Source organism: Candidatus Pantoea multigeneris, assembly GCF_011752615.1.
Lineage (GTDB): Bacteria > Pseudomonadota > Gammaproteobacteria > Enterobacterales > Enterobacteriaceae > Pantoea > Pantoea multigeneris.
The window spans coordinates 207237-219554 of sequence record NZ_VWXF01000003.1; the positions used below are offsets into that span (position 1 = coordinate 207237).

Here is a 12318-nt window from a genome sequence, read left to right on the forward strand (position 1 = left end):
GGCGAAATTACTTCGCAGCAACCAGTGCAATCAGGTCGAGAACTTTGTTGGAGTAACCGGTTTCGTTGTCATACCATGAAACCAGTTTCACAAAGTTATCGTTCAGTGCGATAGACGCTTTAACGTCGAACACAGAAGTCAGTACTTCGCCGTTGAAGTCGGTAGAAACCACTTCGTCTTCGGTCCAGCCCAGCACGTCTTTCATGTCGCCCGCAGCGGCTTTCTTAACGGCTGCAACGATCTGCTCGAAAGTCGCGGCTTTTTCCAGACGCACAGTCAGGTCAACCACAGAGACGTTCGGGGTAGGAACGCGGAACGCCATACCGGTCAGCTTGCCTTTCAGCTCTGGCAGCACCACACCCACGGCCTTAGCAGCACCAGTAGAAGATGGGATGATGTTCTGAGCTGCGCCACGGCCACCGCGCCAGTCTTTGTGAGACGGACCATCAACGGTTTTCTGGGTAGCGGTAGTTGCGTGAACAGTGGTCATCAGACCTTCAACGATACCGAAGTTATCGTTGATCACTTTAGCCAGTGGTGCCAGGCAGTTAGTGGTGCAAGAGGCGTTAGAAACGATATCCTGGCCTTCGTATTTGTCGAAGTTTGCACCACGAACAAACATTGGGGTCGCATCTTTAGATGGACCAGTCAGAACAACTTTCTTAGCACCGGCCTGAATGTGTTTACGGGCAGTTTCGTCGGTCAGGAAGATACCGGTTGCTTCAGCAACCACATCAACACCGGCCTCGTCCCATTTCAGGTTGGCAGGATCACGTTCAGAGGTAACACGGATTTTTTTGCCGTTAACCACCAGTGCGCCATCCTGAACTTCTACGGTGCCGTCGAAACGACCATGAGTAGAGTCATATTTCAGCATGTACGCCATGTATTCAGCGTCCAGCAGATCGTTGATTGCAACGATTTCGATGTCTTGACGCTGCTGCGCAGCACGGAAAACGATGCGACCGATACGGCCAAAACCGTTGATACCTACTTTGATAGTCATATATTCCACCAGCTGTTTGTCAGTGAATAAAAGGTTGGCAGTAAAATTACAAAAACCTTGCCAGGCGTCAAGCGGAATCGTGTCAATTGTTGTTCAGCATCAATTCCTGTCGTAGGAATTATTCCCTACGCAAACGCTTGCGTCAGGCTGGCAACCGGCCTTTGTTTTTGCTGACCGCCGAAGTTTAAAGAGATGGCAGAGATAAAAGGTGATCGTAATCACAATTCTTAACGACAGAGAGCGCAGAGCGACTGAGCGCACGAAAAAAGACCCACGAATACTGCATGTTTGTTAAAATAATAGCTGAATTTTCAGAATAACACCCCCCGGACTCGTTTATGGCCAAAGACACTACCTTCGAGGCAAAGCTTGCAGAGTTAAGTGAGATGCAACGCTATGTCACGCAACATCGCGGTACAGAACCCCCTTTTACCGGTGCGTTGTTACACAATAAAGACGCTGGTATCTATCATTGTCTGGTTTGTGCGGCACCGTTGTTCCTTTCTGAAACCAAATACGAATCAGGCTGCGGCTGGCCAAGCTTTTATCAGCCGGTAAACGATGATGCGATCCGCTATCTGGAAGATGACACGCACGGTATGCACCGCATTGAGATCCGTTGCGGTAGCTGTGATGCGCACCTCGGCCATGTCTTCCCGGATGGCCCAGGACCTACGGGTGAACGCTACTGTGTCAATTCAGCCTCGCTCAGCTTTACCGACCAGCAGGGCAGCGAAATTAAGGGCTAATGCATGAAGCAGGAACTGACAGCGATGATTGAAGCCATGACGCCAGAAGTGTATCAGCGTCTGGCGACGGCAGTGGAAACGGGCAAATGGCCGGATGGTGTGGCGTTGACGCCGGAACAGCGTGAACACTGCCTACAGCTGGTACTGTTATGGCAGGCACGTAACAACGAAGATCCTCAGCATATGACGGTGGGCACTGACGGTCAGATGGTGATGAAAAGCAAGAAGCAATTAAAAGAAGAGTTCGGCATCGAGCCGGAAGTGACGCGCATCAATCTGCATTAAGCGGGAAGACAGGCGGTAGCACCTACCGCCTGTTGTGTTTAGATCATCACTGCGCCCTGTGCCGCCATTTGCGACAGGGCGATGGTGCTGTCATCCGGGTTCAGGTTAACGCCACGACAGCCCTCTACCACGACTTCAACGTTGTATCCCAGCTCCAGTGCGTCCAGCACCGTGTACTTCACGCAGTAATCGGTAGCAATGCCTAACACCACTAAATCGGTTACATCGCGTTCCCGCAGCCAGCTATCCAGCTCGGTTTTACGACGATGGCCGTTATCGAAGAAGGCACTGTAACTGTCGACATCAATGTCCTGACCTTTGTAGAACAGCGCATCAATCAGACTACGATCCAGGTCGGGGTGCAAATCTGCCCCCACCGACCCTTGAACACCATGGTCTGGCCACCAAATCTGTGCCAGTCCATTTAACTCGCCCAGCGTATAAACAGGCTCGCCAGAGACTGAAGCGAAACTGCCATGATTGGCAGGATGCCAGTCCTGTAACGCCAGAACATATTCACCTTTTCGACGGAACTCTCGTGCATAGCGGTTAGCTACGTTAACAGTCAGATCGCCTTCCTTGACGGCCATCGGCCCGCCTGGGCAGAAATCGTTTTGTATATCAATGATAATGAGTGCCCGCTTCATAGGTTCCGCTCCACTTCACTCGTTCGTCAGTTCGCCACGCAGGTTCTGCTGCATCAGATCACGAATCTGCTCGCTGGAAAGGTCTTGGCTCAACAGGAAGTGCAGCTTGGTTAACGCTGCTTCAACCGTTAAATCAAAGCCACTGATTACGCCTGCATGTTCCAGCGCATTACCGGTGGCATAGCCACCCATGTTGACCTTACCGGAAATACATTGGGTCAGGTTTACCACCACGATCCCACGCTCATGCGCCTCGTGCAGCTCCGCGAGGAACTCGGCGTTTTGTGGGGCATTGCCCACGCCGTAAGAGCGTAAAATCAGTGCCTTGACCGGCTGGCGCAAGAAGTTACGTACCACATCCGCAGAAATCCCTGGGTAAATGGTCACGACACCAATCGGCTGTGGCGTGATGGTATTCACGACCAATGACCCAGACCCCTGTGGGGCTGGCGGGGTATTCAGGCGGCGAATATGGATACCCGCTTCCAGCAACGGGCTCAGGTTCGGTGAAGCAAACGCGTTAAAGCCATCTGCATGGGCTTTGGTGGTGCGGTTACCCCGGAACAGTGTGTTGTTAAAGAACAGCGACACTTCATTAATCGGGTAATTCGCCGCGACATACAGCGAGTTCAGCAAGTTTTGCTGACCGTCTGAACGCAGTTCAGCAAGCGGGATTTGTGAACCCGTTACGATCACCGGTTTCGCCAGATTCTCAAGCATGAAAGAGAGGGCAGAGGCAGTAAATGCCATGGTATCGGTGCCGTGCAGGATGACGAAACCATCATAGGCATCGTAATTTTGCTGAATATCGTCAGCAATCGATTGCCAGTCCTTCGGAGTCATATCAGAGGAGTCCATTAATGGCTGATATTCATGAATCGTGAACTCAGGCATCTCAGGACGATGGAACTCAGGCATCGCTGCGACTTGTTGCTGTAAGTGACCGGAAACAGGGATATAGCCCTGCGCAGAACGCTGCATGCCGATCGTACCGCCAGTGTAGGCTACGTAGATTTTCTTCTTTTGCATTATAAACTCGGGCTTGCCGTAAAAAGCGCAGTATAAGGGGTATGGCAGGGAAAAGCAGCCCGAACAACGTTCGGGCTGCGAGCTTTATCGCACTTCGCCGCAGTTCAGGCAGAAGGCATAGCGGTTTTGTGGATCATTCAGGTTATCTAACAGACCCGGTTGTGATTTCAGTGCGCTCATTACATCCAGCATTGGCGCAGGCAGCATCGCTTTCAGCGTATCAGGCACGACCGCGCGCACAGAGGCATCCATCTGTCCGAGCAGCAGGTCCACCAGACCCGGCTCATCCTGATACCATTTCAGCTGTGGTTGCGCGACTTTAGCGAGCTCTGCCGCTTTTTTCACGGCGTCATCGAAGTCACCCAAGGCATCGACCAACCCATTGGCTTTCGCGTCAGCACCGGTCCAGACGTGGCCCTGTGCGATAGCATCAATTTGCTCTGGGGTTTTATGGCGTGAAGCGGCCACCAGTCCGACAAAGTTGTGATAGCCGTTCTCAATGGTGAGCTGCATTAACTGCTGAACTTCCGGTGGCAGGGCCTTGGTCGTAGCAACATCCGCCAGCGGCGAGGTTGCGACGCCATCGGTATGCACGCCAATACTGCTCAACGTATTCTCCACCGTATTAATCACACCGAAGATACCAATCGAGCCGGTTAAGGTGGTTGGGCTGGCGATGAGATAATCACCTGGCGTTGAGATCCAGTAGCCACCCGAAGCGGCCATACCGCCCATGGAGATAACCACCGGTTTACCGGCTGCATGTGCGGCCTGCAACTCTTCACGAATGGCTTCGGAAGCGCTAACGCTGCCCCCTGGGCTATTCACGCGCAGGATAATCGCCTTGATTTTCGGATCGAGACGCGCGGCACGAATTTGTGCTGCAGTAGTATCGCCGCCGACGTTGCCTGGCGTTTCTTCACCGTCCATGATGGCACCGCTCGCGAGGATTACCGCGATGTTGCCACTGGCAGTGGAAGGCGGCTGCTTGAGGGTGTAGTCATAGATGCTGACGCTGCGATAGTCATTGGTTTGTTTATCCCAACCAAAGGTTTTCACCATCTGTTGATCGGCCGCTGCGCGGCTGGCGAGCTCATCAACCAGCTTGCTCTGCAAGGCATACTTCGCCGTGTCACCCTGCAGGGTTTGCAGCAGGGTTAACATCCCCTGTGCGCCAGGGAACAGTTGCTCTGGGGTAATCTGACGGTTAGCTGAGACAGTGTTGAGATAGTTCTGCCACAACTGGCCGATCCAACGGCTGTCGGCATCACGCGCGGCAGGAGACATATCATCACGCAGGAACGGTTCCACGGCAGATTTATAGGTGCCGACGCGGAAAACGTGTGAGGTCACTTGCAGTTTATCCAGCAAGGCTTTGAAGTACAGGCCATTGGTGGCAAAACCGTGCAGATCTACCGTGCCCTGTGGGGAGAGGTAAATTTTGTTAGCGAAGCTCGCGAGGTAGTATTGCGCCTGGCTATAGCTGTCACCCAGCGCGTACACCGGTTTGCCGCTGTCACGAAACTCGCGCAGGGCTTTACCTACGTATTGCAGCGAAGGCTGGTCACCACCGGCAAAATTGCGCAGATCCAGTACGATACCGGTGATGTTTTTATCCCCTTTAGCCTGACGAATGGCATCAACGAGGTCAAACAGTGAGTTTTCCTGTAAACGATCGCTGTTGGTGCCCAGCAGTGAGCGGCCCAAACGACTCAAACGGTTACTGACCGATGGCTTATCAACAATGACGCCAGTGAGATCGAGTTTCAGCGCGCCCTGTTGTACCTGTGCCGCCGCTTCTTTGTTGCCGTTACTCACCTGTAGCCAAATCCCGACCCCGACCAAAATCAGCACGATCAGGAACAGATTGAGGATAAATTCCCGGATAAAATTCAATACTCGCCAGATCCCGCGAAACAGGCCTGCGATTATTCGCCACAATGTGCGCATAGACTCTCCATATTCACTCAACCGGAGCGCGTTAAACGCTCTCCATAACGGCACTAATCCTAAAGAGCAGCAGGGGAAATGTCAGCAGGAAATCACACCGGACTGTTACAAAAAAAATCCGCCTGTGCCAGGATAAAACCTGAATAGTGACAATGGAGAAGGCAAATGGATGCCCTTGAATTACTGAAAAACCGTCGATCGGCTTCGCGTCTGGCAGAACCGGCGCCAGCCGGACAGGGGCTGGAAAATATCCTGCAGGCGGGTTTACGCGCGCCAGATCATGGCGGTTTACAGCCCTGGCGCTTTATTCTGGTGGAGAATGAAGGCCGTGAGCGTTTCAGCCAGCTACTGGAACAGGCGGCTCGCGAGCAGCAACTGGATGAGAAAGCGATTGAGAAAGCCAGCCAGTCACCGTTTCGCGCACCTTTGATTATTACCGTCGTCGCACATTGTACTGAGCATTCTAAGGTACCGCAGTGGGAGCAGGTGGTTTCTGCCGGTTGTGCAGTGATGGCAATGCAGATGGCTGCGCAGGCTCAGGGCTTTAATGGCATCTGGCGTAGCGGCCCGTGGACGGATCATCCAAAAGTAAAAGCCGCCTTTGGTTGCCGTGAGCAGGATGCGATTGTTGGTTTCCTCTACCTGGGTACTCCGCAGTTGAAAAGCAGTACCACTGTGCTGCCTGTGGACAGTACACCTTTCATCAGTTATTTCTGATTTTTTAGCCATTTTCAACCGGTTACCTTACCGGTTGAACAGTTCCTGTGCGAAAGATCGCGAAGCGCGCTGCGTGCTCTTATCAGCTTTGCCAAGGCAGGCTACCATAGCGCATCTGCTGTGTTGTCAGCTCTCATTATGTTGGAGAATCCAGGGGCCGATGCGTTTGTTTATTGCTGAAAAACCCAGCCTTGGGCGTGCAATCGCCGATGTTTTACCGAAACCTCATCGCCGTGGCGATGGTTTTATCGCCTGTGGCAACGATCAGGTGGTGACCTGGTGCGTGGGCCATTTGCTGGAGCAAGCTCAGCCGGAGGCGTATGACGGGCGTTTTGCTCGCTGGTCGCTGGCCGACCTGCCGATTGTGCCTGAGAAGTGGCGTTTACAGCCGAAGCCCTCCGTAGCAAAACAGCTGAAAGTCATTGAAGGACTGCTGGCGCAGGCTCATGAAGTGGTGCATGCAGGTGACCCGGATCGCGAGGGGCAGTTGTTAGTGGACGAAGTCCTGGACTTCCTGCAACTGCCCGCCGAGAAGCGGCAAAATGTGCAGCGTTGCCTGATCAACGATCTCAATCCCCAGGCGGTTGAGCGGGCGATTGGGCGGTTGCGTTCTAACCGCGACTTCATCCCCCTGTGCGTTTCTGCGCTGGCGCGTGCGCGGGCAGACTGGCTCTACGGGATCAACATGACCCGTGCCTGGACATTACTCGGCCGAAATGCCGGGTATAATGGCGTGCTCTCGGTGGGCCGCGTCCAGACGCCGGTACTGGGCCTGGTGGTGCGACGCGATGAAGAAATTGAAAACTTTATCCCCAAAGACTATTTCGAGGTGAAAGCCCACATCGTCACCCCGGAACAGCAGCGCTTTATCGCCAGCTGGGTGCCGAGTGAAGCCTGTGAGCCTTGGCAGGATGAGGAAGGGCGTTTGCTCCATCGCCCGTTAGCCGATCACGTAGCAGAACGAATTGGCGGCAAACCTGCGTTGGTCACCGCTTATAACGATAAGCGCGAAACCGAACCTGCACCGCTGCCATTTTCACTCTCTAGCCTGCAAATCGAAGCGGCGAAACGTTTTGGCTTTAGTGCGCAAGAGGTGCTCGATCTCTGTCAGCGCCTGTATGAAACCCACAAACTGATTACCTATCCACGTTCCGACAGCCGTTACCTGCCGGAAGAACATTTTGCTGGCCGTCATAGCGTATTGAACGCAATTCAGGTGCATCAAAACGCGTTAACCCCACCGGCGGACTTCGATCCTGAGCGGCGGAACCGCTGTTGGGATGATAAAAAAGTGGACGCGCACCACGCGATTATCCCCACTGCCCGTAGCAGTGCGGTCAAACTGAACAGTAATGAACAACAGATCTACGAGCTGATTGCACGGCAATATTTGATGCAGTTCTGCCCGGATGCGGTGTTCCGCAAATGTGGCATCGATCTGGAGATCAATGGTGGCAAATTTGTTGCTAAAGCCCGTTTCCTCGCCGAGGCAGGCTGGCGTGCTCTGTTAGGCAACAAAGAACGCGATGAAGAGAACGATGGCATGCCACTGCCGGTGGTGGCCAAAGGCGATAACTTGCTGTGTGAGCGCGGGGAAGTCCTGGCAAAACAGACTCAGCCACCGCGCCCCTTTACGGATGCCACACTGCTGTCAGCCATGACGGGCATTGCGCGTTTTGTGCAAGATAAAGAACTCAAAAAGGTGCTGCGTGCTACGGATGGATTGGGCACAGAAGCCACGCGCGCCGGGATCATAGAACTGCTGTTCCGGCGTACTTTTTTAGTGAAGAAGGGGCGCTATATCCACGCTTCGGAGGCCGGACGGGCGCTGATTCATGCGCTGCCAGAAATGGCCGCACGGCCCGATATGACCGCTCACTGGGAGTCGACGTTGACGCGCATCAGTGAAAAAAATTGTCGCTATGATGAGTTTATGCAGCCGCTGGTCTCGGTGCTGACCGACCTGATCGTCCATGCACGGCAGCAGCCGACGATGCAGGGGCTGCGAGGTCTTTCTGCGCCGGATAAATCGCGTTCAGCATCCCAAACCAGACGCAAAAAAAAACCGGCAGCCTGAGGCTAACCGGTGTTTGACCGCGTGGCAGAGAGCCACGCGGAAGTTCAGTTAAAACTGAAAAGTTGACCAGATTGGCGCATGGTCGGAAGGTTTTTCCATTGCGCGCAGTTCATAATCAATGCCACTGTCAATGCAGTGTGCTGCTAACGGTTGGCTAGCCAACAGCAGATCGATACGCAGACCACGATTATCATCAAAGCCTTTTGAACGGTAATCGAACCACGAGAACTGATCGTTTGCTTCCGGGTTACGCGCACGCCAGGTATCCACCAGACCCCAGTTCATCAGACGGTCCATCCACTCACGCTCTTCTGGCAGGAATGAACATTTACCGGTGCGTAGCCAACGCTTGCGGTTATCTTCACCGATGCCGATATCCAAATCGGTGCTGCTGATGTTCATATCACCCATGATCATCACCGGCTGGTCGGCGGTGAGGTGGGTTTCCAGATGCGCTTGCAAGTCTTGATAGAACTTCGCTTTGGCCGGGAATTTGGTCGGATGGTCACGGCTTTCGCCCTGTGGGAAGTAACCGTTGATGACGATGATATTACCGATAGGGCTGGGGATTTCTGCCATGATGATGCGGCGTTGCGCCTCTTCATCATCATTAACAAAACCACGACGCACTTCAACCGGCTGTGCTTTGGTCAACAGCGCAACACCATAATGGCCTTTCTGACCGTGGTAGAAGACGTTATAGCCCAGTTTCGCCACCTCTTCGAGTGGGAACATATCATCATGGACTTTGGTTTCCTGCAGACCGATAACGTCAGGTTGATGCTTTTCAACCAGGGCAGCTAGCTGATGCGGGCGAGCACGTAAGCCATTAATATTGAAGGAGACAAATTTCATGGAAAGACCCATTGTGTGAGTGGGGTAGCGCTGGATGGTAACGACTTTTGTACCGGAAGTTAAGCATTAACACCGGCAATAAGACGTTGCCATAGTGATATCGCATGACAGATAAAATCAGCGTGAAAATTGTGCAGGCTAGAGGGGGTAATACAGAAATAAAAACAGGAAGATAATGGTGGTGGGAGAAGGATTCGAACCTTCGAAGTCGATGACGGCAGATTTACAGTCTGCTCCCTTTGGCCGCTCGGGAATCCCACCAGGGTAATGCGCTAATTGTGTTGCCAGGTTAACAAACCGATTCAGATGGTGGCGGGAGAAGGATTCGAACCTTCGAAGTCGATGACGGCAGATTTACAGTCTGCTCCCTTTGGCCGCTCGGGAATCCCGCCCACTTACTGAATGTTTGTGCCTTAAGGCGGGGCGCATCATACCAAATGCCGGAAGCGTGTAAAGCATTGAAAATGAAAAAATGAATCGTTTGCCGTTTTTTTGCCCGTGACGCTGCATTCTCACACAAATGCAGCGTCAGAAGCAGGCAATTACAGGATAATGGTGCGATTGCCGTACACAAAGACGCGCTGACCCAGCACTTTATCCAGTGCGCGGCTTAACACGTTTTTCTCAACATCACGACCCGCGCGCATCATCTCTTCTGCGGTATAGCTGTGATCGACGTTGATCACGTCCTGCATAATGATTGGGCCTTCATCAAGGTTATCATTCACGTAGTGCGCGGTAGCACCGATGATCTTCACACCACGCTCATAGGCCTGATGGTAAGGGCGTGCACCAATGAACGCAGGTAAGAACGAGTGGTGAATGTTGATGATCTGATTAGGGAAACGCTGAACGAAACCAGGCGTCAGTACGCGCATGTATTTCGCCAACACCACGTAATCAGGCTGATAACGGTCAATTTCATCCGCCATGCGGTTATCATGTTCTTCACGCGTCAACCCTTCATGGCTTACCAGCTCGAAAGGAATATCGAAGCGTTCTACCAGTGAGCGCAGGGTTTCATGGTTGCCAATGACGGCGGCAATTTCCATATCCAGACCGCCAAACGCGCTTTTCATCAGCAGGTCGCCCAGGCAGTGCGCCTCTTTGGTGACCAGAATAACGACACGGCGACGACCAGAACTCTGCAATTCACGCACTGAACCCGTAGGCAGTGCGCTGTCGAGATCCGCCAGCAGTGTGTTGTCGTTAAAAATCCCTTCCAGCTCTGTGCGCATGAAAAAGCGCCCGGTGCGGTGATCGACGAACTCATTGTTCTGCACGATATTCAGCTCGTGCTTGTAACAAATATTGGTGATTTTGGCGATCAGGCCTTTTGCGTCCGGGCAGATAGTACGTAAAACTTTTCGTTGAATGGTTTGCGCTTGCATCTCAATCAGAGTCCTGTCAAAGCATTAAAAGGGTGGTAACTGTTGAAGTAACAATAGGCTCAGTTACAGCACTTTTTGTATTTTTTCCCCGAGCCACAGGGACAGGGATCATTCCGGCCGAGCTCAGGCGCGGTACCGTCGATATAGTACCAGCGTTGATCCTCACGGACAAAGCGCGAACACTCATGCAGATGGTGAAGTTGTGCTTTTTCGCGGTATCTCGCAAAAAATGTCACAAATGCTTCATTCTCATGGAGTCCGGCAAAACAACGGGTTACATTCAAGCCCAGCCATTCGCTACCGGCGAAACTCTCTGTTAAGGCTGGCAAAAGTTCAGGCCGCTGTTGAGAAGGGTGCCAGGTGGCAACCAGATAAGCAGCATTTTGCTGGACATAGGCCGTGTAGCGTGAACGCATAAGGCATTCTGCCGTGGCGGGAATTTGCGTACCGTCAATATAGGGTGCGCAACATAAGCTATACTGCTCACCACTGCAGCAAGGACATTCCTGGGACACTTCATCTCCTGAGAGTGATAACGACGAATCATAAACGTTGCTATGGTAGCTGACACTGCTCGGCGATGCTACGCATTGACGCCAATACCAGAGGTGAAATGAGACAGGTAAAAATTGGACTGGCTCTCGGTTCAGGGGCCGCCAAAGGATGGGCGCACATTGGCGTAATCAACGCGCTGGAAAAAGCAGGCATTCAGATCGATGTGGTGGCAGGTTGCTCAGTGGGTGCGCTGGTAGGGGCAGCTTACGTCAATCAACGTTTACCGGTGATGGAGAAATGGGTTACGGCTTTCCGTTACTGGGATGTCATCCGGCTCATGGATTTTTCCTGGCAGCGCGGCGGACTCTTGCGGGGCGAACGTGTTTTTAGCCATGTGCGACAGCTGATTGGTGAAAAGACGCTGGAACAGAGTCTTAAGCCGTTTGGCGTCGTGGCAACCAATCTGAGTACTGGCCGTGAGCTCTGGTTGACGGAAGGTGAACTGCACCAGGCGGTACGCGCTTCCTGTAGCATGCCGGGCTTACTCCCTCCTGTCAGTTACAACGGTTACTGGCTGGTGGACGGTGCGGTGGTCAATCCGGTGCCCGTTTCGCTCACCCGAGCGCTGGGTGCTGACATCGTTATCGCAGTGGACTTACAACATGATGCGCACTTGATGCAGCAAGATTTATTGTCGGTCACCCCACAAAGCAGTGAAGAAGCCGCAGCCGCAGAGGCGCTGAGCTGGGGCAAAAAAATTCGTCAGCGCATTACGGGCCTGCGCCAGCGGCGCATAAGCCAGACGCCCGGCGCGATGGAAATTATGAGTACCTCGATTCAGGTGCTGGAAAACCGATTAAAACGCAACCGGATGGCAGGTGATCCTCCGGATGTCCTTATTCAACCGTTTTGCCCACAAATCTCGACGCTGGATTTTCATCGCGCAGATGAAGCCATTGCGGCAGGTTGGGCAGCGGTAGAGAAACAAATGGATGAACTGGTACCACTGATCAGAGACAGATAGTGGCATTTTTCTAAACTGGGCCTACTTCAGTCAATTCTTAAAGGCGCAATGCAGTTTTATGAACCACTATTGAACTATCTGGTACGCAGGGGG

The 12318-nt window shown here is 52.9% G+C and carries 12 protein-coding genes and 2 tRNA genes; 5 read left to right on the forward strand and 9 right to left on the reverse strand.

Going from position 1 to position 12318, the window contains the following annotated elements:
• Nucleotides 1–7 precede the first annotated feature (7 nt).
• On the reverse strand, nt 8–1006 hold the full coding sequence (gene gapA, locus F3J40_RS09815; protein WP_017346312.1) for a glyceraldehyde-3-phosphate dehydrogenase: 999 nt from the start codon (nt 1004–1006) through the stop codon (nt 8–10).
• Between the two features lie 338 nt (nt 1007–1344).
• On the opposite strand from gapA, the gene msrB reads away from it, so the two are divergent.
• Nucleotides 1345–1755 carry a peptide-methionine (R)-S-oxide reductase MsrB gene (gene msrB, locus F3J40_RS09820; RefSeq protein ID WP_167014158.1) on the forward strand — a complete coding sequence of 137 codons (411 nt, stop codon included), beginning with the start codon at nt 1345–1347 and terminating at the stop codon, nt 1753–1755.
• Nucleotides 1756–1758: 3 nt separating this feature from the next.
• Complete coding sequence (locus F3J40_RS09825) at nt 1759–2040, forward strand: YeaC family protein (RefSeq protein WP_167014160.1); 282 nt, start codon at nt 1759–1761, stop codon at nt 2038–2040.
• Between the two features lie 38 nt (nt 2041–2078).
• On the opposite strand, the gene pncA is transcribed toward F3J40_RS09825, so the two are convergent.
• The 3 genes from pncA to sppA form a co-directional block, all read right to left on the reverse strand.
• On the reverse strand, nt 2079–2687 hold the full coding sequence (gene pncA / locus F3J40_RS09830) for a bifunctional nicotinamidase/pyrazinamidase (RefSeq protein WP_017346310.1): 609 nt from the start codon (nt 2685–2687) through the stop codon (nt 2079–2081).
• A gap of 15 nt (nt 2688–2702) precedes the next feature.
• Nucleotides 2703–3716: an asparaginase gene (gene ansA / locus F3J40_RS09835; protein WP_167014162.1), complete on the reverse strand. Its 1014-nt coding sequence runs from the start codon at nt 3714–3716 to the stop codon at nt 2703–2705.
• A gap of 84 nt (nt 3717–3800) precedes the next feature.
• Entirely contained in the window at nt 3801–5666 is a 1866-nt protein-coding gene (gene sppA / locus F3J40_RS09840) for a signal peptide peptidase SppA (protein WP_167014165.1), read from the reverse strand.
• Between the two features lie 165 nt (nt 5667–5831).
• Here sppA and F3J40_RS09845 point away from each other — a divergent pair, with 165 nt between their 5' ends.
• Together F3J40_RS09845 and F3J40_RS09850 are read left to right on the forward strand one after the other, a co-directional pair.
• Nucleotides 5832–6383, forward strand: a complete 552-nt coding sequence (locus tag F3J40_RS09845) for an NAD(P)H nitroreductase (RefSeq protein WP_167014167.1) — start codon at nt 5832–5834, stop codon at nt 6381–6383.
• Between the two features lie 160 nt (nt 6384–6543).
• The gene (locus tag F3J40_RS09850) at nt 6544–8460 is read left to right on the forward strand and encodes a DNA topoisomerase III (RefSeq protein WP_167014168.1); all 1917 of its coding nucleotides are present in this window, start codon (nt 6544–6546) and stop codon (nt 8458–8460) included.
• Between the two features lie 48 nt (nt 8461–8508).
• Here F3J40_RS09850 and xthA read toward each other — a convergent pair whose 3' ends face one another.
• The 5 genes from xthA to F3J40_RS09875 all read right to left on the reverse strand — a co-directional run bounded on the left by xthA (nt 8509) and on the right by F3J40_RS09875 (nt 11221).
• Nucleotides 8509–9315 (reverse strand): exodeoxyribonuclease III, encoded by an 807-nt coding sequence (xthA, locus tag F3J40_RS09855; protein WP_017346305.1) that lies wholly within the window; start codon nt 9313–9315, stop codon nt 8509–8511.
• A 176-nt stretch (nt 9316–9491) separates the two neighbouring features.
• Nucleotides 9492–9576: transfer RNA gene (locus F3J40_RS09860), tRNA-Tyr, on the reverse strand.
• 46 nt (nt 9577–9622) lie between these two features.
• Nucleotides 9623–9707, reverse strand: a tRNA-Tyr gene (locus F3J40_RS09865).
• 150 nt (nt 9708–9857) lie between these two features.
• The gene (gene purU, locus F3J40_RS09870) at nt 9858–10706 is read right to left on the reverse strand and encodes a formyltetrahydrofolate deformylase (protein ID WP_017346304.1); all 849 of its coding nucleotides are present in this window, start codon (nt 10704–10706) and stop codon (nt 9858–9860) included.
• Nucleotides 10707–10765: 59 nt separating this feature from the next.
• On the reverse strand, nt 10766–11221 hold the full coding sequence (locus F3J40_RS09875; RefSeq protein WP_167014170.1) for a YchJ family protein: 456 nt from the start codon (nt 11219–11221) through the stop codon (nt 10766–10768).
• A gap of 98 nt (nt 11222–11319) precedes the next feature.
• Between F3J40_RS09875 and rssA the strand changes: the two genes are divergently transcribed.
• Nucleotides 11320–12225, forward strand: coding sequence for a patatin-like phospholipase RssA (gene rssA, locus F3J40_RS09880; protein ID WP_167014172.1), 906 nt, complete (start codon nt 11320–11322; stop codon nt 12223–12225).
• Nucleotides 12226–12318 lie beyond the last annotated feature (93 nt).